Raw genomic sequence first — 22,499 nt, 5'->3', positions numbered from 1 at the left:
AAGAGGATTGCAAACATGGCATATGCGTCTAAGATAAATAATGCTGCCAAACTGCTTATCAGTACTGCGTGTATGTTAATGATGTCAATGAATGCCAGTCAGGCTATTCAGGTTTATAAATCTATTGGTGCTCACGGTGAAGTCAAATACAGTCAACATGCCCCGCAAAATGGTAAAAATGTTGAACTCATCGAATTTCGCAGTGATGGTAGACAAAACAATGCTGGACAGATGGCAGGCAAAACAGAAGCCGATCAAGGTAGCAATACTCAAAGCGCTGAAGAACAGCGTGTTGCACAGCTAGAAGCACGAATTAAAGAACAGGATGCTCAAGCCAATGCCCAGCGTTGCCAATCGCTACGAAACAATTTTACCAACCTAAACGTTGGCGGTCGCATCTATGAGATGGACGCCAATGGTAAACGTCAATACTTGGATGGCCGTGAAATCGAGCTTAAACGTGAGCGAGTTCAACAAGCGATTAATCAATACTGCAATAACCCTTCTACCTAATTTTAGGTAAAAATTCCTAACTGCATCACATGACGAATGGCTGCTGGCATATCTTGAGCTTGTAGCCCTCTTTGTCCGACCAATAGTGTACGCTTATCATCATGACTTGTTTGGTTTACCAGCGTATCTCCGGCTAGACCGTGAATAACCACTGCTTGGTGCAAGCTGCGCATCTCTGATTCTAAATCTTGTTGTGCCAGTAGACCAGCGGTAACCCCAGACAACACATCACCCATGCCAGCTGTCGCCATACCAGCATTACCAACACCGCAAACATAAATATTTTTCCATCCTGAGCGTTGCTCAAGTACCAAAGAACCTGCGCCTTTTAACACCCAATCGCCGCCGTAAGTCTCAGCACACTGCTTGATAGCAGCCAATCTATCGCTTTCTACCTCACTTATTTTTTTATTTAGTAAATTAGCCGCTTCGCCACTATGCGGTGTTAAACAAACCTGATGATCCATACTGTATTCGCGTAGCTCAGAGATCAGTTTGTGAGTCTCTGCTTGTAATGACGCCAAATGATAAAGACCGTCAGCATCGATAATCATTGGTTTTTCATTAGCCATAGCGGCTTCCACATAGCTGATAAATATCGCTTTTGCTTTTTCATCACGACCCAATCCCATACCGATAGCAATGATACTGGCAGATTCAATCAGATGCTTGACGCCCTCTACATCATGCAAGTCGATAGTCATGGCATCTGGTAATGACGTCAAAAGTGCGCCATGAAAAGCGTCATGACAAGCAACGGTAATTTTCCCAGTGCCTGTTGCCATGGCGCTAGAAGCTGATAATATCGCTGCTCCGCCCATACCTTGTGAACCGTTGACACGATTGCCACCGATGACCAAAACATGACCGTAACTTCCTTTGTAACTATTCTGGCGACGGGCATTAAAACTGTGTGCTGCCGTTAGCAGCATAGCCACTGGTGCCAGCTTATTCATATTTTGAGACTGACAACTCTGTCGATCAGATACTGTCTCATAAGGTATCAACGGTATATCAAGCACTTCTCCGCTATAATCAGCGCCATCCTTCGTATGCAGACCAAATTTTCTAGCAATCAGACATAAGGTCACGTCTGCCAGTATGGCGATTTGATCAAATACTTCGCCAGTAGACGCCACCAACCCACTTGGAATATCCACTGCTACAGCCAATGCATGTGCTTGTTGAACCGATTGATTGAAGGCATGAATGGCTTGCTTATACATACCTTCAGGCGCGCGGTTCAGCCCAATACCAAATAACGCATCAATATAAATATCTGCTTGTAAGCCTGCTTTTCTGGAATCATTCAGCTCATCCAGATGGTCTTCAAAGCGTTGATAATTGCAATCAGCAGATAGTGCTATTTTTAGCGCTTTTATAGCATCGGTCGGTGTGCTTGACGCATCAGACTCATCATTTATCTCAAAATCACAATGCTCAAAACCGACTGTTATGACTTGTACACGCCAGCCTGCTTGTTGCAAATAATAGGCAACAAGCCAACCATCACCACCATTATTGCCCTTCCCGACCCAGACACTGACTCGTCGCTCTTGAGTCTCTACATAATTACTTTGATTATTATTTGATACGTTAGTATGCAAATACTTTTTTGCATAAAGCTGTTCGATCTGCTGCGCCATTTGCCAAGCTGCTTGCTTCATCAATCCAAAACTGTCATGACCTTGTGCAAACCATGCCTGCTCCATCGCATAAGCTTGCTCACTACTATAAAGCGCTACAGGTATGTTCGTTTTTTCGTTTAATAAGTTAGAAAGTTTTGACATGACTTGTCCTCGATTATTTTTATAGGCATATTTTTTAGTAATGTAAGTATACTTATTTCTCAATGTCATTAGCTTAGCAAAGCTAACTCTATGTTGTGTATTAATATGAATGTGCGTTTATTTGACTTTTATGCTTGCGCTCTTCGCTCACTCGCTTATCATAGCGGTATTCACATCAATGCCTATTGCCCTACATGAATCATTCATCTAAACCAAACTTATCAGACGCTTCTATTAAACAGGTATCAGCTAGCAGCGGTGCATCTGAAAAAAAGATTACTATTAAAAATACTCCAGCATTTACAACCACTGCGGACGTCAAACACTGGATTAAAGCTCAAGCACAGGCGCTGGGATTTGCTGACTGCGGTTTCTTATCGGTTCATCACCCTCTGTTTGCTCAGCAAATTTTACAGTTGCAGCAATGGTTAGATAAAGGCTATGAGGGTCAGCTGCAATTCATGCATAACAATCATCATCTGCGCGCAAATCCTGACCAATTGGTAGAAGGTGCAAAAACCATCATCAGTGTACGTATGGACTATCTGACTCAAACGCCAACACCTCGCACGGTCAGTGATAACGATCATCCTAATCAAGGTATCATTGCACGCTATGCGAGAGGGCGGGATTACCATAAAACCATGCGCAGTCGTTTAAAGCAGTTGGCATTGAATATCGAAACCATGCTTCCTGAGTGGCAACATCTCAATATCGGCTCAGACCAAGATTTTATTTTTAGACCTTTTAGTGATTCTGCGCCTATTTTTGAGCGTCCTATTGCAGAAGCAGCAGGGCTTGGTTGGACAGGAAAACATACCTTATTGCTCAACAAGCAAGCAGGTTCGTTTTTCGTGCTGGGCGAGCTATTTGTCAGTCTTGAATTGCCCGACGACCAACCTGTTAAGGCACACTGTGGGAGTTGTAGTGCTTGCATCGATATCTGCCCTACCCAAGCCATCGTCGCACCCTATGAGCTTAATGCCTCGGCCTGTATCTCATATCTCACTATCGAACACGACGGTATCATTGATCACAAATATCGCCGTGCCATTGGCAATCGCGTCTTCGGTTGTGATGATTGCCAGCTTATTTGCCCGTGGAATCGTTACGCCAACCTCACGTCTGTAGACGACTTTGCACCGCGACATAACCTTGATAACAGCAGCTTACTAGAATTATGGCAATGGCAAGAAGCTGACTTTATGAAAAAGACAGAAGGTAGCCCACTCAGACGTACAGGCTATGTCAATTTTTTACGTAATATTGCGGTTGGGCTTGGTAATGCGAATGGTAGCGAAGAAGTCATCACACATTTGCAATCGAAATTAGGCAAGCATAATGACGTTCTTGATGAACACATAACATGGGCAATCGATGAACAATATGAAAAACTAAATGCCGATCACTGATAGATTTTTAGCGCCATGCACTAACTTGTCCTTAATTCACTTTAAAAAAAGTAATAGACAAAAAAAACGCCTCTTAAAAAGAGGCGTTTTTTAAATATCGAGTTTCAAATCATTCCCAATACATTGACTGTATTTCTACTATGGCTTAGGAATACGTAATACTTGACCTGGATAAATTTTGTCTGGGTCAGACAACATTGGTTTGTTGGCTTCAAAAATCTTCATATAGTCAGCTGTTGAACCATACACATCTTTTGCGATTTTTGACAAGCTATCACCAGATTTTACAGTATACATCGTAGATTCAGGTGCATCTTCTTCAATATCGATACTATCGATAACTTTAGCAACGTTTTGCACATTACCAATGGCGATAATCGCTTTTTCACGATCCGCTTGCGTCTTCGCTTTACCGCTAATTTCTGCCGTGTCTGTAGTACCATTATATTTTATTTGTAGGTCGCTAATGTTCAAATTCTGCTGTTGAATGCGACGAAGCAGTAGATTGGCTACTGACTGTGCTGAAGGCTCACTACTCGCAACAGGTGTGCCAGTCGTTTTTGCGGCTGGTGTGGTAGCTGCGGCTTTTGTTTCTGATTTGGCATCGTGCTTGGCATCATCGCGATTAAATATCTTCTCACCAATGTCTTTTGCAAAACTGAATACACCCATCTTATTACTCCTTGAAATATCATTATTTATTATTTGTGTTTATTGTTGTGATGGTAACTCTTTATGAGCACAAATCTCTGTAAATAGAGTACCATCAAAATACTATAATCATTTCTTAGTAATGCTTACCCTTATGAGTATAAGCAAAGGCAGCTGAGTAAGATAGTAATAGAATGTTGAGTAATGTTGATTTGGCGTAGCTTATGTTAAAGCAGTTATACATGTAATATAGATGAGATACTTAATAAAAGTATAAACATAAAAAAACCGCTTACCTAAAAAGATAAGCGGTCATATAAAACTTGCTGAGCAAATTACTAATTATAGCTGAGCTTGTACATAATCAATTGCTTTTTGTACAGTTGTCAATTCTGCTGAATCTTCATCAGGAATAGTGATACCAAAATCACTTTCAAATGACATAACCAATTCCACTAGATCCAATGAATCAGCGCCTAGGTCTTCCATAAATGAAGCATCGTTGCTGATATCTTCAACATTCATACCTAGTTGCTCGGCTACTGCTGCTTTAACTCTTAACTCTGTATCATTACTCATGTAGATTTCTCCTTTTTGATCTATTATTTTTACAAACTGTTCATAGTCCTATCATTAGATTCTATGACATTGTATACAAAATGATGTTTTTAAATTAGTAGGTCGTCTAAGTGCTTTATAACCAGTTATACGATTTGACTAATGTCTGATAAAGCCTTGCTATCATACAGGACTTCGATATAAAAGTGTCCGTCATTATAGCACTGTTTATTAGAGTTTACACTCGTTCACACAGTTTTTTATTATCAGTGTGTAACACTTATTTTTGGCCTACATATACATGCCACCATTTACAGGAATGACAGCACCTGTAATATAACTCGCTTCATCACTTGCTAAAAAATGCACCGCTGCAGCAATGTCTTCTGGCTGACCAAGACGACTGATAGGCACCGCATCCAACATAGAGTTTAGTAGACGCTCGTCAAGCTCATCAGTCATATCTGTCTCAATCAAACCTGGTGCTACGCAATTGATAGTGACTTGTCTTGAACCGATCTCACGTGCCAAAGTACGGCTGAAACCTTCAACCCCTGCTTTGGTCGCAGCGTAGTTAGATTGACCAGCATTGCCCATCTGTGCGACGACAGAAGTAATATTAATAATACGTCCACGGCGTGCTTTCATCATGCCACGCACAGCACGTTTGCTCATACGGTAAATTGAGGTCAAATTGGTGTCAATCACATTGCTCCAATCTTCGTCTTTCATACGCATTAATAGGCCATCTTGGGTAATACCTGCATTGTTTACCAACACTTGTACTGCACCATAAACACTTTCAATTTCTTCAAATAATTTATCAATCTGTGCACTATCTCGAACGTCTAAGACTCGACCAATACCACCAGTATCATGAAGATAATCGTTGATAAGTTCAGCCCCTTTTTCACTAGTCGCTGTTCCAATGACAAAATGACCTTCTTTAGCAAAACGTTTAGCAACGGCTTTACCGATACCACGGCTGGCACCAGTGACTAATGTAATTGTACGGCTCATGATAATATCTCCATTAATTTATCAATACGGGCAGGCTTATCAGTAGGATAGCTGGTAATTGGTTGTGCTTGGCGCTTGGCTAAGTTGCTCAATACGTTGCCACTACCACATTCGATTAAAACATTGATTTGTTTATCAGTAAGCTCTTGCATGGTTTTTGACCATAATACAGGCTGACTCAACTGCTCCGTCAATGCTTGTTTAATGCCTATAGCGTTACCTTCGATACGCGCATAGCGATTCTGAATAACAGGAATAGTTGCTTGATCAAATTTGATGCCTGCTAATATTTCAGCCAAGGCACTGCTGGCTGGCTCCATAAGTGCACAATGCGATGGCACACTTACCTTCAAAGGAATGGCTTTTTTGCCAGTGTTTTGTACTTTATCGATCACGGCATTAACACCTACCGCATTACCCGATATAACCACTTGTCCTGGGCTGTTAAAATTCGCGGCACCAACCACTGCATCGTCGACATGCTCGGTCGCTTGCTCACATAGGTTTTCGACCCGATTGTCTTCTAAGCCCAATACTGCTGCCATAGCCGTATCGATACCGACAACTGCTTCCTGCATCAATTGACCGCGCTTATGGACCAAGGTGACTGCATCTGCTAATGAGATGACGTCAGCTGCACACAGTGCACTATACTCACCTAAAGAATGTCCAGCTAAATAAGAAGGTTTTGTGGCTATTTTCTGTTTCAAGATACCCCAGATCGCTATGCTAGCAGTTAACAAAGCAGGTTGGGTATATTGAGTCTGATTGAGCTTTTCTTCATCCTGACAAATAGCCCATAAATCTTCGCCAAGCGCTTCACTCGCCTCAGCAAAAGTATCACGAATTTCTGGATAGATGTCAGCAAGCTCGTTGGTCATTCCAACGACTTGTGATCCTTGTCCAGGAAAAACTACCGCAATACGTGTGGGTTGCTTTTTTACCATATCAGGTACAGAAGCCATAACCAATATTCCTTATTTAATTGGAAACATCCCTAAAACAATGGGGTCGTTATATTATTAGATACTATATCAAGCCAGTATTTGCTTTATTTGCCCAAAGAACCAACTATCAGCAAACTATACACTGACACGCACTATTATCCTAGCGAATCAAACTTCAAGATAAATAGCAAAAAATATCACATGCGCTAGAAAAGCAATCTTATCAATTTACTTGCATAGTCGCTAAAAGCTGCTAAAGATTCAAAGTTAAAGACTTTGATATACTGACGATAAAAAATGTATAGCAAAAAGCCAAGTTATCCAGCCACATAATATATGATAGCGAAATAACTTGGCTCTTTTAACTTATAGCATACTACTTGATAATAATTGCAAAAAGACAGTGACAATCACCAGTATCATCACTACTTTTATATTATCTATTGTATAGCCAAGGACTTAAGCGTCTTGGCTTACTTTGAATAACTGACGACCACGGTAGAAACCATCTTTAGTCATGTGATGACGACGATGCTTTTCACCAGTAGTAGCATCTACGCTTAGCTCAGCCACTTCCATACGATGGTGTGAACGGCGCATGTCACGACGAGAACGGCTTTTACGACTTTTTTGAACAGCCATGATATAGCTCCTATACTTAAAAGGGATAAGCTTAAAAATTCAGCTTCAGTTGATACTGACAGAGATTATATGGTCACAACAACCTAAGTCTTAAGCATCATTAATTAAATAGATTGCCACCTACATAAAAGTACTGACTACGTCTAAAATCTATAGAATTTGCCTAGTCAGCGTCTATCAGCAAGTAACTTGTTGCTAGAATGCAATAAACCGGACATTATACGCATGTTTATTAGATTAATAAAGCCCTGCTTTCCACTCTTCTGCACAAAGTAGTAAAAGTGGCTATAAAATTGCTGATAAAATATTCAGATTATTATAGCTTACCTTTAAGTGATGCCAATGCAGCAAAAGGATTTTCTGTCTCTTCCTCTTCTGGAATTTCACCAAATTGCTCAACAGTCATTTCGCAATCGTCATGCTTTGGTGCCATTGGAATTTTTAATAAAATTTCATCTTCTACCAGCTTTTTGAATGGCAATAGCGTCTCTGGTGATTGCTCAGTGATAACTTCATCCAGTATTAGATAGTCCTGTTCTTCATTCACTAAACGTACTTGACTGTCATTTTCAAGCAAAGCAATGTCGTAGTCATCGGACAAATCAATATTGATCGGCTGCAAACAACGTTGACAAGTAAGCCAGACTTCACCATCTAACGTAAACGCCAAGTGTAAAACGTTATTGCGACGATATAAATTAGCGCTAATCTGGGTGTTTGACTGTTCACGTTCCGTTGTTAACGTAGCGTTTAGACGTTTAAAAGAATTGGGTGACACTTCTCCTGCCCACTCATAACCGCTGTCTGCCCATTTGTCTAAAGAAATATGCTCAGGCATGCTGGCAGAGACAGGCGCTTTTTTGTTGTCAGATTTAAGGACTGACGATTTACTTTCTGGAGTGCTTGACATGCGAGGCCTCATTCATCAAAACGGTGTATAATATTGCCTGCCATACTAAAGGAAAGCGTTAAGCTGCGCTAGCGCTAGTATGTTAAATTTTTTTTAGCTGGTTTGTTCTGCTTTTCTATCTTCCCCTCTTATTTTAATTTGGTTATCGTTATATCTATGAGCTCATGTAATACTAAACCTGATTTCTCTGATCTGCTGGCTTATGCCGAAGACAAATCATTTCTCCAACACTTAATCGAACTGACAAACTCCGCCCGAAATGACAGTACTACTTCAGGTAGTTTTGAGTATGAAAAATGCCAGAATAAAGAACATTTAAATAAGTGGAAAAAAGAATGGCAAGAAATCTATGCTAGCAAAGTAATTGATGGCGAACAGGTCGCAACAGATTGGCTGATACGACTATTTAATACCCTATTTGCAAATCAACAAGTCATACTGGCACGCAGCTCAGGAGAACCCGAATATTTCCCTGCCCATGACGATCAACCAGCAAGAATTGAATTTGCACACGGTTTTTTCGCTAGTGCATTACACGAAATCAGCCACTGGTGCGTTGCTGGTAAAAATCGTAGGACTCTTAGTGACTTTGGTTATTGGTACGCACCAGATGGACGCTCAGCTACTCAGCAGCAAGCATTCGAGCATGTAGAGATTAAGCCGCAAGCATTAGAGTGTTTGTTTACACTCGCCTGTAAAAGCTCCTTTCAAGTCTCACAAGACAACTTGTTTGCAACGTTTGATACCAGTAGCAGCACTTTTGCTAGTGACGTTTATACACAAGTCAAAGAGTATATTGAAAAACCACATCGCTTACCACGTGATGCCAAAGTATTGCTGCGCACTTTTCTTAGTGTTTGTACTTACCCCTGATTCAAACGGCTTAATGATTTTAGCATGTGACTCCGTATCAATTTTCCGTTAACGATTTTCTACGGATAGTAACGCCTTACCAATAAACTTCTGTCTACATCAGACTATACTAACTCATAAAGCAGATTTTAAATTGATAGCGTTTTTGTCAGTCATTCTATGAGTATTCCATTTTTATTCAGCAAATGGATTATTTATCTGAAAAATAAGAGAGACAAATGACAAAGAATAATATCTTTATCTGATTATCAATCAATAACTATAAAATAAGGAGCCACCATGCAAGTATTTTATATCCATCCAGAAAATCCACAGCCTCGCCTTATCGAACAAGCCGCTGACCTACTGCGTAAAGATCAATTGATCATTTATCCTACTGATACAAGTTATGCTTTTGGTTGTCGCTTAGGAGCGAAAGACGCCCTAGAAAAGCTCAAGCAAATTCGTGAGCTTGATGATAAGCATCAATTCACCCTGCTGTGCCGAGACTTAAGTGAAATTGCGAACTATGCAACAGTAGACAACGTGCAATTTAAACAGCTCAAAGCTCATACACCAGCCCCTATTACCTTTATTTTAAACGCCACAAAGGATGTGCCGAAAAAATTGGCGCATGCGAAGAAAAAAACTATTGGCATTAGGGTACCCAGCAATCCTATTGCTCAAGCACTTTTAGAGGCTATGGACGAACCAATCTTGACGAGTTCGTTAATACTACCTAATAAAGATGAAATACTTGATGATCCATTTGAAATTGAAGATCTTTTGGGCAATCAAATAGATGGTTTGATCAATGCAGGTGTAAAAACTACCAAATTAACCACCATTGTAGATATGACCAGTGGTCAACCTGAAGTTATTAGGCAAGGGGCTGCTGATGTCACATCGTTATTGTTGTGATTAATAAAAAGTAATAGCAAATTTCAGGCAAAAAAAAGCTCCAATTAAATTGGAGCTTTTTTATAACTTATACTATTAGTATAAAATTAGTCACGATCAACCAATTCTACATAAGCCATTGGCGCATTGTCACCATCACGGTAACCACATTTTACGATACGCAAATAACCACCTGGACGCGTCTGATAACGAGGACCTAACGTGCCAAATAATTTGCCTACCATAGCTTTGCTACGCATACGGCTAAATGCTAAACGACGATTAGCAACGCTGTCTTCTTTAGCCATAGTGATTAATGGCTCGGCAACGCGACGTAATTCTTTAGCTTTTGGTAAAGTTGTTTTGATCAGTTCATGCTCAAATAATGAGTTAGTCATGTTCTGAAACATTGCCTTACGATGACTGCCGGTACGACCCAGCTTGACTCCACTCTTACGATGGCGCATAGTCAAAAATCCTTAAAGTTTAACGGCTACGATAAGAAAAGCGATCATCAACGCGTAAATCAGCTGGTGGCCAGTTATCTAGGCGCATACCGAGCTCTAAATCTTTAGACGCTAAAACGTCTTTGATTTCCGTTAATGATTTCTTACCAAGATTTGGGGTTTTTAATAGTTCAGTCTCTGAACGTTGTACCAAATCACCGATATAGTAAATGTTTTCAGCTTTCAAGCAGTTGGCTGAGCGAACCGTTAGTTCAAGATCGTCCACAGGGCGTAATAGCACCGGATCAACCTCTTCTTTTTCTTTCACAGGCTCAGGCGCTTCTTCAGCTTCTAGGTCAACAAAGATAGAAATCTGTTGTTGTAAAATAGTGGCTGCTTTACGAATTGCTTCTTCTGGATCTATAGTGCCATTAGTTTCAAGCTCAATGATAAGACGATCAAGATCAGTACGCTGCTCTACACGAGCGTTCTCAACCTGATAAGCAACACGAAGCACAGGACTAAAACTTGCATCAAGTTTCAAACGTCCAATTGCTTTGGTATCGCCATCTTCACGGCGCTGGTTTGCTGGCTCATATCCACGACCCATTACTACACGCAAACGCATCTTAAGATGACCACGGTCGCTCAATGTACCCAATACCAATTCTGGATTGATAATGTCTACGTTATGCGGTAACGCGATATCTGCAGCAGTAATAGTGCCTGGACCTTGTTTATCCAAGGTCAAAAATACTTCATTTTGGTCATGAAGTGTGATTGCCAAGCCTTTTAGGTTCAAAAGCAAGTCAAGTACATCTTCTTGTAGCCCTTCAAGCGTTGAGTATTCATGGTCAACACCATCAATCTCAGCTTCAATGACTGCAGCACCAGGTAATGAAGATAACAAGATGCGGCGTAAAGCATTACCTAGGGTATGCCCAAAGCCGCGTTCTAACGGTTCGAGCGTGACTTTCGCAATCGTTTCGTTAACCGTATCCACATTAATGGCGTTAGGCGTTAGAAACTCAGTTGCATTTAGCATCATGATGTCACCTCGATTTATTAAACTGGTTTAATTAACGTTAATTGCTCAATGCCATTCTCATAACATTGAGCATTACGTCATTTACTTAGAGTATAACTCAACGATCAAGCTTTCGTTGATTTCAGCAGGTAGATCAATACGATCAGGCGCTTTTTTGAACGTGCCTTGTAATTTGCTGTGATCAACATCAAGCCATTCTGGAATACCACGTTGTGTCGCTAGTTCAATAGCGTTTTTAATACGTAGCTGTTCGCGAGATTTCTCTTGGATAGCGATGACATCACCATCTTGAAGCTGAATTGATGGAATGTTCACACGAACAAACTCATCACGACCAGCTTTCTTTACCATAACAGTGCGATGACTAACTAGCTGACGTGCTTCAGCGCGAGTTGAGCCAAAGCCCATGCGATATACCACGTTATCTAGACGGCTCTCAAGCATAGCTAGCAAGTTTTCACCAGTAGCGCCACGCTTACGAGCAGCTTCTTTATAGTAATTAGCAAACTGACGCTCTAACACACCATAAATACGCTTAACTTTTTGCTTTTCACGCAGCTGTAAAGCATATTCTGAGGTCTTATTACGGCTTACACCGTGTTGACCTGGTGGACGACCAGCTTTTTTCGTTTTTACATCGTATGGTTTAACGCCAGACTTAAGACCTAAGTCCGTACCTTCACGACGTGATAATTTTAGTTTTGGTCCAATATAGCGGGCCATTGTTATGTCTCCTATAAGCTTTTGGGATAAAAAGCTTCGTCTTTAATATTAGACGCGGCGCTTTTTCGGCGCACGGCAACCATTGTGTGGGATTGGGGTTACATCAGAGATGCTGTTAACTTTATAACCCAATGCACCTAGTGCTCTTACCGCAGACTCACGACCCGGTCCTGGTCCTTTGACCAAAACGTCGATATTCTTAACACCATATTCTTGAGCCGCTTTACCAGCGACTTCAGCTGCAACCTGAGCTGCAAATGGTGTAGATTTACGTGAACCACGGAAGCCTTGTCCACCTGAAGTGGCCCAAGCCAATGCATTACCTTGACGATCGGTAATCGTAACAATGGTGTTATTAAAAGACGCATGGATATGGGCTATGCCCTCCGATACTGAACGGCGAGTCACCTTTTTGCGACTGCGAGTGTCTTTTGCCATCTTTTAGCTTCCTAAGTTAATTATCTTTTGAGAGGACGTGTCGGACCCTTACGAGTACGAGCGTTGTTCTTGGTGTTCTGACCTCTAACTGGTAGGTTACGACGATGGCGGATGCCACGGTAACAACCAAGATCAACTAAACGCTTAATATTCATTGAAACTTCACGACGAAGGTCACCCTCGGTCATGTAATTTGCAACTTGTGCACGGATAGCATCTAACTGTGTATCATCTAACTGACTAACTTTAGTAGTAGGGGCAATGCCAACTGCTTCTAAGATTTTCTGAGCAGTGGTACGACCTACACCAAAGATGTAAGTTAGTGAAATAACAGCATGCTTATTATCCGGGATGTTTACGCCGGCAATACGAGCCATTGATTTCTCTCCATTAAAGAAAAATAAGCGTTATTTATCAATAAGGCATTATTCTTCAGATTTGTTGCTGTTAATACTAGAACTTTATAACCATATTACTTTTTGACTTTATAAAAAGCCTATCAATAAATAGAATTATAAAATATTCTGCATAAACACGGCAAGTGGCGGATGATATCCCATCCGCCGTTATTTTTCAAGTATTAATTTAAATAGTGACAAAAGTTATAAACTTTATAAAACTAAGTATTAACCTTGACGTTGCTTGTGGCGCGGTTCTGCTGTACAAATAATATGTACACGGCCTTTACGGCGCACAACTTTACAGCTACCACAAATCTTCTTAACTGATGCTTGAACTTTCATAGCATACTCCTTGAAATATCGTACCGCTCATTAAGATTGAGTGGGCGATTGAATTAACGTCTGATCATGATATTGATGGGTCATCAAATGCGCTTGGATCTGCGAAATGAAATCCATTACCACAACCACCATAATCAGTAAAGACGTACCACCAAGTTGGAACGGTACACCAAACGATGACTGGACGACCATTGGCATTAAACAAATAACCGTCATATACATCGCGCCAATAAAGGTCAATCGGTTTAATACATGATCGAGATAACGCTGAGTTTGTTGGCCTGGGCGAATACCTGGAATATAAGCACCACTACGCTTAAGGTTTTCAGCTACTTCACGCGGGCTAAATACTAGTGCCGTATAAAAGTAACAGAAGAAAATAATCATCGCACCGAACAAGACTAAATATAGCGGTTGTCCTGGAGACAATACCAATGCCATATTTTGTAATATTTTTTGAGTAAAAGTAGGATCAGTTGATTGACCAACCCATTGCCCTAAACTTGCTGGAAACAATAACAATGAACTTGCAAAAATAGCTGGGATAACCCCTGCCATATTAAGCTTCAACGGCAAATGTGACTGCTGCTGAGCGTAAATTTTACGGCCTTGTTGTTGTTTTTGTGCGTAGTTTACGGGAACACGGCGCTGAGCACGTTCAATATAAACAATGCCAGCAGTAACCGCGATGCCTAATAACACAAAAATAAATAGTACAATCAAGTTCATTTGACCTTGATTCACTTGTTCAATAGATTGCGAAATCATACCTGGCGTACCAGCCACAATACTCGCAAAAATGAGCATTGAAATACCATTACCAACACCACGCTCTGTAATTTGCTCACCGAGCCACATTAAGAACATTGCGCCTGCTACTAAAGAAGTAACTGCTGGAATATAAAAGGTAAGACCAGATGATAAGGTAAGATTTTGACTGATTAAACCAGCACACATTCCCAACGATTGTACCAGTGCCAAACCAAGTGTCCCCTGACGAGTATACTTGTTTAGCTTACGTCGTCCCGCCTCACCCTCTTTTTTAAGAGCTTCAAGCGATGGTAATACCGCAGACATCATCTGTACAATAATTGATGCTGAAATATATGGCATAATACCAAGCGCCATAATGGACATACGCTCTAGCGCACCACCTGAGAACATGTTGAACATACTCAAGATAGTATTTTCGTTGCGCGAAAACAGATCTGCTAGATTAACTGGGTTAATGCCTGGTACAGGAATATGTGACCCTAAACGATAAACAATCAATGCGCCGATTAAGAATAATAAGCGCGTCCATAATTCATCATACTTACGTATGAATGCAAATGGATTAAGCGGTATACCAGTCGATGACATTGATTGTTTTGACACGTTACTACTCCTCGATGCTACCACCAGCAGCTTCGATTGCTTGCTTAGCGCCTTTAGTTACTTTGATACCTTTAAAAGTATAAGCTTTAGTAACTTCACCTGACAACATAACACGTGCACGCTTCATATCGTGACGGATTAGGTTAGCAGCTTTAAGTGTCTCAATGCTAACTACATCGCCTTCAATTTTGTTCAGTTCAGACAAACGTACTTCAGCCGTCTTCATTGCCAATTTACTGGTAAAACCAAATTTTGGTAGACGACGATATAGAGGCATCTGGCCACCTTCAAATCCTGAGCGAATGCTAGAACCTGAACGAGATTTCTGACCTTTTACACCACGACCACCAGTCTTACCAAGACCTGAACCGATACCACGACCACGACGTTGGGCAGTTTTCTTTGCGCCAACACCTGGTGATAATTCATTTAATCTAAGTCCCATTACGCTTCCTCCACTTTTACCATGTAGTTGACGCGATTAACCATACCACGGGTTGAAGGAGTATCTTCTACTTCAACAGTATGATTAATACGGCGTAAACCCAATCCTTTCAAGCTCGCTTTGTGGCTCTTTAGGCGATGGGCACCCGATTTAAATTGAGTGACTTTCATTTTTTTCATCGTAACTCACCTAGTCTAAGTTAACCCAAGATTTCGTCTACAGATTTACCACGTTTAGCTGCCATCTTTTCTGGAGTTGACATATCACGTAAACCGTTAAACGTTGCACGAACAACGTTAGCAGTATTGGTAGAACCATAACATTTAGTCAAAACATCTTTGACACCAGCAACTTCTAATACAGCACGCATTGCGCCACCAGCGATTACGCCAGTACCTTCAGATGCAGGTTGCATATAAATTTTACTTGCGCCATGACGTGCTTTGATTGGATGATACAAAGTTGCATCATTAAGATCAACAGTGATCATATTGCGTTTAGCAGCTTCTAGTGCTTTTTGAATAGCAGCTGGCACTTCACGTGCTTTACCACGACCAAAACCAACACGACCATTGCCATCGCCCACTACGGTCAACGCAGTGAAAGAAAAAATACGACCACCTTTGACAACTTTGGCAACGCGATCAACAGTAACCAAGCGTTCGACTAGGCCGTCAGTTTGTTCGTTCTTATCATTTTTATCATTTCTAGCCATGATTAAAACTCCAATCCATTTTCGCGAGCAGCTTCCGCTAAAGCTTTTACTCGACCATGATATTTAAAACCACTACGGTCAAAGGCAACTTTAGTAATACCAGCTGCTTTTGCACGTTCTGCGATCAATTGACCCACAGACGTTGCGGCATCAATATTGCCTGTAGCGCCTGAACGCAAACTGCCGTCCAAGGTAGATGCCTGAGCAATCACTTCACCACCGTTCGGAGAGATAATCTGGGCATAAATATGTTTCGGCGTGCGATTAACCGTTAAGCGATGAGCGCCTAAGACACGGATATGCGCGCGGGTTTTCTTAGCTCGACGCAGACGAGCTGCTTTTTTATCAAACATTTCAACTCACCTTATTTTTTCTTAGCTTCTTTGCGAATCACATGTTCATCACTGTAACGAATACCTTTACCTTTATAAGGCTCAGGTGGACGGAAACCGCGGATATTAGCCGCTGCTTGACCAAGCTGCTGCTTATTGTTTGATTTTAAAACAATTTCAGTTTGCGTTGGGGTTTCAGCTGACACACCTTCAGGCAACGTATACTCTACTGGATGAGAGTAACCAACGTTCAAAGTTACTTTGTTACCAGCAACTTGAGCGCGATAACCAACACCAATTAACTGAAGACGTCTTTCAAAGCCTTCATTAACGCCTGTAACATAGTTGTTTAGCAGGGCGCGCATGGTGCCAGTGTGCATCATAGCTTCTTTCGAATCGACTGTAGGTGAGAAAATGATAGCATCATCTTCCTGTTTCAGCTCGACCAATTCATGCAGGCGTAAAGACAAATTGCCGTTCTTGCCTTTAACTTCGACCTGCCGATCGTTCAAAGTAACGCTTACACCACTTGGTAGCGTCACTGGGGCTTTAGCCACACGAGACATAGGAATATTCCTTAAAAAATTGACTTCTTTATATTAGCGAAAAAACTAACAGGCTAAAAAGCCTGCTAGTTTAGCATAGTTGCACCCATTAAGCATCATTCAATTTTATTAAGATCAAATGAATAGTTTCTTAGAACTTATAATTAATCTATATAAATGTCATAGGAAACTATTAAAGGGTTCAAATAGACTTTATCGTCTTATTACCTAGAGCAATAAATACTGATTAGGCAACAAATGCAACGACTTCACCACCGATACCAGCAGCACGTGCAGCACGATCACTCATGATGCCTTGGCTAGTTGATACGATAGCAACACCCATACCTTGCTTAACAGTAGGGATATTGTCTTTGCCGCGATGCTGGCGTAAGCCAGGACGACTAAAACGTTGGATAGTTTCGATGACAGCTTTGCCTTCGAAGTATTTTAATTCGATAGATAGGGTCGCTTTGTTGTTTTCTTCTTCAGTAACAACAGCGCTTGCCACATAACCTTCGCTAACTAGTAAATCAGCAATTGATTTACGTAATTTAGAGTTCGGCATTGCTACCGATACTTTGTTAGCCATTTGTGCGTTACGAATACGGGTTAGCATATCCCCAACGGTATCTTGCATACTCATATAGTTACTCCTTACCAGCTTGCTTTACGAACACCAGGCACATCGCCTTGCATGACACGCTCACGCAGCATATTGCGTGATAAGCCAAACTTGCGGAAGTAACCATGAGGACGACCGGTGATAGCACAACGATTGCGTAGACGTACTGGTGATGAATTGCGTGGAAGAGCTTGTAGCTCTAGCATCGCTTCCATACGAGTTTCGTCGCTTGCATTCATATCACTGATAGTTTCTTTTAGCTTGATACGCTTTTCAGCATATTTAGCAACCATTTTTTCGCGCTTTAATTCGCGGTTAATCATGCTCTTCTTTGCCATAACGTCTTTACCTTATTTAAATGGGAAGCCGAATGCTTTAAGCAACGCACGACCTTCTTCATCAGACTGAGCTGACGTGGTGATCGTCACATCCATACCACGGATACGATCAATCTTGTCAAAATCTACTTCTGGGAATACGATCTGTTCTTTGATACCCAATGAGTAGTTGCCACGTCCGTCAAAGGCTTTAGGTGAAAAACCGCGGAAATCGCGAATACGAGGAATTGCAATGGCAATGAGACGATCTAAAAATTCGTACATTTGCTCACCGCGTAGCGTTACTTTACAGCCAATTGGCCATTCTTCACGAATTTTAAAGCCAGCAACTGATTTACGCGCTTTGGTGACAACAGGCTTTTGACCAGCAATTGCAGTCATATCAGCCACTGCACCTTCAAGCAATTTCTTGTCTTGAGACGCGCCGCCTACACCCATGTTTAGTGTGATTTTAGTGATTTTAGGCACTTGCATCACGTTTGCAACACCAAGCTCTTCTTTGATTTGCTGCTTTAGTTTATCGTTATATAAAGATTTTAATCTTGCCATTACCATTACACCCTTAGTGTCTTACGCAGTCGCCACTACTTCACCGTTTGAACGATAGACGCGTTGTTTCTTGCCGTCTTCGCCAAACTGATAAGTAATACGATCAGCTTTTTGGGTTTGCGCATTTAATATTGCGACATTTGAGATATGCAGAAAAGCTTCTTGCTTAAGAATGCCACCTTCAACGCCAGTTGCCTGATTTGGCTTCTGATGCTTAGTGACAATATTAATGCCTTCAACTTTAATACGATCATTTTTTACAGCTTGCACAGTACCTTGTTTGCCTTTATCTTTACCAGCAATCACGATAACTGTATCGCCTTTACGTAATTTTGACATGGATTACCTCACAATACTTCTGGTGCTAGTGATACAATTTTCATAAACTGATCACCACGTAGTTCACGAGTTACCGGTCCAAAAATACGAGTTGCAATAGGTGCTTTATTTTGGTTTAACAATACCGCAGCATTGTCGTCAAAACGCAACACAGAACCATCAGGACGACGAACGCCTTTTTTGGTACGAACAACTACCGCATTCATCACGTCGCCTTTCTTAACACGACCACGCGGAATGGCTTCTTTAACCGTTACTTTAATAATGTCGCCAACTGATGCATAACGACGATGAGAACCACCCAGTACTTTAATGCACTGAACTCGCCTTGCACCGCTATTGTCTGCAACTTCCAGCATTGACTCAACCTGAATCATAGCGTTACTCCACACGTATGAGCAATAAAAACCAGTTGCTGCCGCTAGCACAGAATGAGTAGGACGGCATTTTAATATTAATAACCGCGACTTACTCTTAATGTGAGTGATATACGCTCGGCGCAATCAGCATCCTTAAAAAGGCGGCTATTTTAACAGCTTCTGGCTTTTAATGCAATTTACTTAGATTTTTTCTACTTTTTCAACCACATCAACCAAAGTCCAAGACTTGGTTTTAGAGATTGGACGCGTTTCTTTGATGCGGACAAGATCGCCTTGTTGGCAAACGTTATTCTCATCATGTGCTTTGATTTTCGTAGAACGACGAAGCTGTTTGCCATACAAAGGATGACGAACCAGGCGCTCAATCAAAACTGTGATGGACTTGTCCATCTTGTCGCTGACAACTCGTCCTGTCAATACGCTAGCATTGGTAGCTGTTTGATTGTTATCGCTCATGAGTCGCCTCGTTGTTTCTCGTTAATCAAAGTCTGAATCTGAGCAATCGTACGACGATTGCCTCTGACTTCATGGGTATTACCCAACTGACCAGTTGCTTTAGCCATACGAATACGGAAAGCATCAAGTTGCTTTTCATCAAGTAACTGGGTCAGTTCTTCTAATGATTTATCACGTAATTCACTGATCTTCATTACATTATCGTCCGCTTAACAATGGTAGTTTTAAAGGGCAGTTTTGCTGCAGCAAGCGTGAAAGCTTCACGTGCAAGCTCTTCTGGTACCCCTTCAATTTCATATAGCACTTTACCAGGTTTGATTTCGCATACCCAATATTCAACTGGACCTTTACCTTTACCCATACGTACTTCTAATGGCTTGTTGGTAATTGGTTTGTCTGGGAATACACGAATCCAAATCTTACCACCACGTTTGATTTTACGAGTAATGGTACGACGTGCTGCTTCAATTTGACGGGCAGTCATACGACCACGAGTCAACGATTTTAGACCAATTTGTCCGAATGCAACGGTGCTTCCACGATGAGCTAGCCCAGTGTTACGACCTTTATGCATTTTACGAAACTTGGTACGTTTTGGCTGTAACATAGTTTAACCTCTGTCTGAGTTTCGACGGTTTCCGTTTCCACGACCACGGCGTTTTGGCGCACGAGGCTTCTCTTCGTTGACGGGATTATAAACACTGTTCATACCGTCAAGGATTTCGCCACGGAAAATCCAAACTTTCACACCGATAGTGCCGTAAGTTGTCTCTGCACGTACTGACGAATAGTCAATATCAGCGCGGAGTGTATGCAATGGCACACGACCTTCACGATACCATTCGCTACGAGCAATCTCAGCACCGCCAAGACGGCCAGACAACTCAACTTTAATACCTTTAGCACCAGAACGCATGCTGTTCTGTACAGCGCGCTTCATCGCACGACGGAACATAACACGACGCTCAAGCTGGCTTGCGATACCGTCTGCTACCAAACGTGCATCAAGATCAGGTGAAGTAATTTCTTCAATGTTGACCTGAGCAGGTACGCCCATAATTTTGGTCAATTCTTTTTGAAGTCTTTCAATATCTTCGCCTTTCTTACCGATAACAATACCAGGACGCGCAGTGGCGATGGTAATTTTAGCAGCACCAGTAGGACGCTCAATCATGATATTACTGATCATAGCATTATCTAGCTTTTTGCGTAGATATTCACGAACTTGAATGTCATTGATGAGGTATTCTGAGTATTGTTTAGGGTTAGCATACCAATTTGCATTATGCTTTTTTACAACACCAAGACGAATTCCGATTGGATGTACTTTTTGACCCATAACTTATTCTCCTACCTTTATAGTGATGTGACAAGTACGCTTACTGATACGATCAGCGCGACCTTTAGCACGTGGTAGGATACGTTTTAGCGTAATGCCTTCATCGACATAGATAGTAGCGACTTTTAGGTCGTCAATATCTAAACCGTGATTGTGTTCGGCATTGGCGATGGCTGAGTTAAGGCATTTCTTAACAAACACAGCGCCTTTTTTATTACTATACGTTAGGATATCCAAAGCACGCTCGATTGATTTGCCACGAACTTCATCAGCAACGAGTCTAACTTTTTGTGCCGAAATGGCGGCACCGCGTAATTTTGCAGTTACTTCCATGGTAAGCACCTTATTTCTTAGCTTTTTTGTCAATGCCGTGACCACGATACGTACGAGTCGGGGCAAATTCACCTAGTTTATGACCAACCATCTGCTCGCTCACGATAACCGGTACATGAGTACGGCCATTGTGAACAGATAAAGTTAGGCCAACCATTTGTGGCAGAATCATTGAGCGGCGCGACCAAGTTTTAATTGGCTTGCGTGAGTTGGTGTCTAATGCATTCTCAACTTTAGCAAATAGGTGCGCGTCTATGAATGGACCTTTTTTCAATGAACGAGGCATGAAATTCTTCCTTTATTTCTTCTTGGCGCGGCGGCGGATGATCATATTGTCAGTACGCTTATTGTGACGCGTTTTAAGTCCTTTAGACTTCTGACCCCAAGGGCTAGTTGGATGGCGACCTTTATTACGACCTTCACCACCACCATGTGGGTGATCAACCGGGTTCATAGCGACACCACGAACTGAAGGACGAACACCACGCCAACGTGAAGCACCGGCTTTACCAAGTGATTTCAAGTTGTTTTCAGTGTTAGAAACTTCACCAATAACTGCACGGCAATTCACATGTACACGGCGTGTTTCGCCAGAGCGCATACGAAGAATCGCATAGATACCGTCACGACCTAACAACTGAACGCTAGCACCCGCAGAACGAGCCATCTGTGCACCTTTACCGATTTTAAGCTCGATATTGTGAATCACAGTACCCAATGGGATGTTTTTTAGCGGTAAGCAGTTACCTGGACGGATTGGAGATGTTTCACCTGACATTACTGTATCGCCAACTGCTTGTTTTTTAGCAGCGATAATGTAACGACGTTCGCCATCAGCATACTTAAGTAATGCAATATGTGCAGTACGGTTAGGATCGTATTCAATACGCTCTACCGTTGCTGGGATATTGTCTTTAGTACGTTTGAAATCGATAATACGATAATGTTGCTTATGACCACCGCCGATATGACGAGTCGTTATGCGACCATTATTGTTACGACCACCTGACTTACTTTTTGATTCGAGAAGCGCTGCATAAGGACGACCTTTGTAAAGGTGTGGATGCACCACTTTTTCAACAAAACGACGGCCTGGTGATGTTGGCTTTGCTCTTACGATAGGCATGAGTGTA

35 protein-coding genes are annotated in these 22,499 nt (G+C 41.6%); 4 read left to right on the top strand and 31 right to left on the bottom strand.

The window, feature by feature from the left end; all coding sequences use genetic code 11:
• The first annotated feature begins 15 nt into the window (after positions 1-15).
• The gene (locus FW759_RS11675) at positions 16-513 is read left to right on the top strand and encodes a DUF4124 domain-containing protein (RefSeq protein ID WP_446443070.1); all 498 of its coding nucleotides are present in this window, start codon (positions 16-18) and stop codon (positions 511-513) included.
• A 2-nt stretch (positions 514-515) separates the two neighbouring features.
• On the opposite strand, the gene FW759_RS11670 is transcribed toward FW759_RS11675, so the two are convergent.
• On the bottom strand, positions 516-2,303 hold the full coding sequence (locus FW759_RS11670) for an NAD(P)H-hydrate dehydratase (protein ID WP_446443069.1): 1,788 nt from the start codon (positions 2,301-2,303) through the stop codon (positions 516-518).
• A 194-nt stretch (positions 2,304-2,497) separates the two neighbouring features.
• Here FW759_RS11670 and queG point away from each other — a divergent pair, with 194 nt between their 5' ends.
• The gene (gene queG, locus FW759_RS11665; RefSeq protein ID WP_446443068.1) at positions 2,498-3,715 is read left to right on the top strand and encodes a tRNA epoxyqueuosine(34) reductase QueG; all 1,218 of its coding nucleotides are present in this window, start codon (positions 2,498-2,500) and stop codon (positions 3,713-3,715) included.
• A gap of 138 nt (positions 3,716-3,853) precedes the next feature.
• Here queG and lysM read toward each other — a convergent pair whose 3' ends face one another.
• The 6 genes from lysM to FW759_RS11635 form a co-directional block, all read right to left on the bottom strand.
• Positions 3,854-4,387 carry a peptidoglycan-binding protein LysM gene (gene lysM / locus FW759_RS11660; RefSeq protein ID WP_443505930.1) on the bottom strand — a complete coding sequence of 178 codons (534 nt, stop codon included), beginning with the start codon at positions 4,385-4,387 and terminating at the stop codon, positions 3,854-3,856.
• Positions 4,388-4,708: 321 nt separating this feature from the next.
• Entirely contained in the window at positions 4,709-4,945 is a 237-nt protein-coding gene (acpP, locus tag FW759_RS11655; protein WP_021813394.1) for an acyl carrier protein, read from the bottom strand.
• A gap of 270 nt (positions 4,946-5,215) precedes the next feature.
• Positions 5,216-5,950, bottom strand: coding sequence for a 3-oxoacyl-ACP reductase FabG (fabG, locus tag FW759_RS11650; RefSeq protein ID WP_228139937.1), 735 nt, complete (start codon positions 5,948-5,950; stop codon positions 5,216-5,218).
• Entirely contained in the window at positions 5,941-6,909 is a 969-nt protein-coding gene (gene fabD / locus FW759_RS11645) for an ACP S-malonyltransferase (protein WP_446443067.1), read from the bottom strand. Before fabD ends, fabG begins: the two co-directional genes overlap by 10 nt.
• Positions 6,910-7,350: 441 nt before the next feature.
• A complete protein-coding gene (rpmF, locus tag FW759_RS11640) occupies positions 7,351-7,533 on the bottom strand; it encodes a 50S ribosomal protein L32 (protein WP_010196743.1) in 183 nt (60 codons plus the stop codon).
• A 316-nt stretch (positions 7,534-7,849) separates the two neighbouring features.
• Entirely contained in the window at positions 7,850-8,443 is a 594-nt protein-coding gene (locus FW759_RS11635; RefSeq protein ID WP_062843950.1) for a YceD family protein, read from the bottom strand.
• Between the two features lie 156 nt (positions 8,444-8,599).
• Between FW759_RS11635 and FW759_RS11630 the strand changes: the two genes are divergently transcribed.
• Entirely contained in the window at positions 8,600-9,316 is a 717-nt protein-coding gene (locus FW759_RS11630) for an elongation factor P hydroxylase (protein ID WP_443528388.1), read from the top strand.
• A 279-nt stretch (positions 9,317-9,595) separates the two neighbouring features.
• Positions 9,596-10,216 (top strand): L-threonylcarbamoyladenylate synthase, encoded by a 621-nt coding sequence (locus tag FW759_RS11625; RefSeq protein ID WP_443528386.1) that lies wholly within the window; start codon positions 9,596-9,598, stop codon positions 10,214-10,216.
• Positions 10,217-10,302: 86 nt separating this feature from the next.
• On the opposite strand, the gene rplQ is transcribed toward FW759_RS11625, so the two are convergent.
• From rplQ to rplB, 24 genes are all read right to left on the bottom strand, one after another.
• Positions 10,303-10,662, bottom strand: a complete 360-nt coding sequence (gene rplQ, locus FW759_RS11620) for a 50S ribosomal protein L17 (protein WP_021813387.1) — start codon at positions 10,660-10,662, stop codon at positions 10,303-10,305.
• A 19-nt stretch (positions 10,663-10,681) separates the two neighbouring features.
• The gene (locus FW759_RS11615) at positions 10,682-11,689 is read right to left on the bottom strand and encodes a DNA-directed RNA polymerase subunit alpha (protein WP_021813386.1); all 1,008 of its coding nucleotides are present in this window, start codon (positions 11,687-11,689) and stop codon (positions 10,682-10,684) included.
• 81 nt (positions 11,690-11,770) lie between these two features.
• Positions 11,771-12,412 (bottom strand): 30S ribosomal protein S4, encoded by a 642-nt coding sequence (rpsD, locus tag FW759_RS11610; protein ID WP_058025563.1) that lies wholly within the window; start codon positions 12,410-12,412, stop codon positions 11,771-11,773.
• 48 nt (positions 12,413-12,460) lie between these two features.
• On the bottom strand, positions 12,461-12,850 hold the full coding sequence (gene rpsK, locus FW759_RS11605) for a 30S ribosomal protein S11 (protein ID WP_045454458.1): 390 nt from the start codon (positions 12,848-12,850) through the stop codon (positions 12,461-12,463).
• Positions 12,851-12,870: 20 nt separating this feature from the next.
• Positions 12,871-13,227: a 30S ribosomal protein S13 gene (gene rpsM / locus FW759_RS11600; protein WP_021813384.1), complete on the bottom strand. Its 357-nt coding sequence runs from the start codon at positions 13,225-13,227 to the stop codon at positions 12,871-12,873.
• Positions 13,228-13,476: 249 nt separating this feature from the next.
• Positions 13,477-13,593, bottom strand: a complete 117-nt coding sequence (gene rpmJ, locus FW759_RS11595) for a 50S ribosomal protein L36 (RefSeq protein WP_010196721.1) — start codon at positions 13,591-13,593, stop codon at positions 13,477-13,479.
• 30 nt (positions 13,594-13,623) lie between these two features.
• Complete coding sequence (gene secY, locus FW759_RS11590; protein ID WP_179207260.1) at positions 13,624-14,955, bottom strand: preprotein translocase subunit SecY; 1,332 nt, start codon at positions 14,953-14,955, stop codon at positions 13,624-13,626.
• Between the two features lie 19 nt (positions 14,956-14,974).
• Positions 14,975-15,415, bottom strand: coding sequence for a 50S ribosomal protein L15 (gene rplO, locus FW759_RS11585; RefSeq protein ID WP_062843946.1), 441 nt, complete (start codon positions 15,413-15,415; stop codon positions 14,975-14,977).
• A complete protein-coding gene (gene rpmD, locus FW759_RS11580) occupies positions 15,415-15,594 on the bottom strand; it encodes a 50S ribosomal protein L30 (protein WP_010196714.1) in 180 nt (59 codons plus the stop codon). Before rpmD ends, rplO begins: the two co-directional genes overlap by 1 nt.
• A gap of 20 nt (positions 15,595-15,614) precedes the next feature.
• Positions 15,615-16,130 (bottom strand): 30S ribosomal protein S5, encoded by a 516-nt coding sequence (rpsE, locus tag FW759_RS11575; RefSeq protein WP_062843945.1) that lies wholly within the window; start codon positions 16,128-16,130, stop codon positions 15,615-15,617.
• Between the two features lie 2 nt (positions 16,131-16,132).
• Positions 16,133-16,483, bottom strand: coding sequence for a 50S ribosomal protein L18 (gene rplR / locus FW759_RS11570; protein WP_062843944.1), 351 nt, complete (start codon positions 16,481-16,483; stop codon positions 16,133-16,135).
• A gap of 11 nt (positions 16,484-16,494) precedes the next feature.
• Positions 16,495-17,028: a 50S ribosomal protein L6 gene (gene rplF, locus FW759_RS11565; protein ID WP_062843943.1), complete on the bottom strand. Its 534-nt coding sequence runs from the start codon at positions 17,026-17,028 to the stop codon at positions 16,495-16,497.
• A gap of 226 nt (positions 17,029-17,254) precedes the next feature.
• Entirely contained in the window at positions 17,255-17,653 is a 399-nt protein-coding gene (gene rpsH, locus FW759_RS11560) for a 30S ribosomal protein S8 (protein WP_062843942.1), read from the bottom strand.
• 11 nt (positions 17,654-17,664) lie between these two features.
• The gene (gene rpsN, locus FW759_RS11555; protein WP_062843941.1) at positions 17,665-17,970 is read right to left on the bottom strand and encodes a 30S ribosomal protein S14; all 306 of its coding nucleotides are present in this window, start codon (positions 17,968-17,970) and stop codon (positions 17,665-17,667) included.
• Between the two features lie 12 nt (positions 17,971-17,982).
• On the bottom strand, positions 17,983-18,519 hold the full coding sequence (gene rplE, locus FW759_RS11550; protein ID WP_062843940.1) for a 50S ribosomal protein L5: 537 nt from the start codon (positions 18,517-18,519) through the stop codon (positions 17,983-17,985).
• A 21-nt stretch (positions 18,520-18,540) separates the two neighbouring features.
• Positions 18,541-18,858, bottom strand: a complete 318-nt coding sequence (gene rplX, locus FW759_RS11545) for a 50S ribosomal protein L24 (RefSeq protein ID WP_011279796.1) — start codon at positions 18,856-18,858, stop codon at positions 18,541-18,543.
• A gap of 8 nt (positions 18,859-18,866) precedes the next feature.
• Positions 18,867-19,235: a 50S ribosomal protein L14 gene (gene rplN / locus FW759_RS11540; RefSeq protein ID WP_010196702.1), complete on the bottom strand. Its 369-nt coding sequence runs from the start codon at positions 19,233-19,235 to the stop codon at positions 18,867-18,869.
• A gap of 183 nt (positions 19,236-19,418) precedes the next feature.
• Positions 19,419-19,694, bottom strand: coding sequence for a 30S ribosomal protein S17 (gene rpsQ, locus FW759_RS11535; RefSeq protein WP_021813375.1), 276 nt, complete (start codon positions 19,692-19,694; stop codon positions 19,419-19,421).
• Positions 19,691-19,888 carry a 50S ribosomal protein L29 gene (rpmC, locus tag FW759_RS11530; protein ID WP_010196696.1) on the bottom strand — a complete coding sequence of 66 codons (198 nt, stop codon included), beginning with the start codon at positions 19,886-19,888 and terminating at the stop codon, positions 19,691-19,693. The genes rpsQ and rpmC overlap by 4 nt, the downstream gene beginning before the upstream one ends.
• Complete coding sequence (gene rplP, locus FW759_RS11525) at positions 19,888-20,301, bottom strand: 50S ribosomal protein L16 (protein WP_010196693.1); 414 nt, start codon at positions 20,299-20,301, stop codon at positions 19,888-19,890. The genes rpmC and rplP overlap by 1 nt, the downstream gene beginning before the upstream one ends.
• 3 nt (positions 20,302-20,304) lie before the next feature.
• Positions 20,305-21,033 (bottom strand): 30S ribosomal protein S3, encoded by a 729-nt coding sequence (rpsC, locus tag FW759_RS11520; RefSeq protein ID WP_062843939.1) that lies wholly within the window; start codon positions 21,031-21,033, stop codon positions 20,305-20,307.
• A 3-nt stretch (positions 21,034-21,036) separates the two neighbouring features.
• Entirely contained in the window at positions 21,037-21,366 is a 330-nt protein-coding gene (gene rplV, locus FW759_RS11515; RefSeq protein WP_021813373.1) for a 50S ribosomal protein L22, read from the bottom strand.
• Positions 21,367-21,376: 10 nt separating this feature from the next.
• Positions 21,377-21,652, bottom strand: a complete 276-nt coding sequence (rpsS, locus tag FW759_RS11510; protein WP_062843938.1) for a 30S ribosomal protein S19 — start codon at positions 21,650-21,652, stop codon at positions 21,377-21,379.
• A 12-nt stretch (positions 21,653-21,664) separates the two neighbouring features.
• The gene (rplB, locus tag FW759_RS11505) at positions 21,665-22,492 is read right to left on the bottom strand and encodes a 50S ribosomal protein L2 (RefSeq protein WP_021813371.1); all 828 of its coding nucleotides are present in this window, start codon (positions 22,490-22,492) and stop codon (positions 21,665-21,667) included.
• Positions 22,493-22,499: the final 7 nt, after the last annotated feature.

The organism is Psychrobacter sp. 1176_08, assembly GCF_052850615.1.
This window is presented reverse-complemented; position numbering and strand designations above follow the sequence as displayed.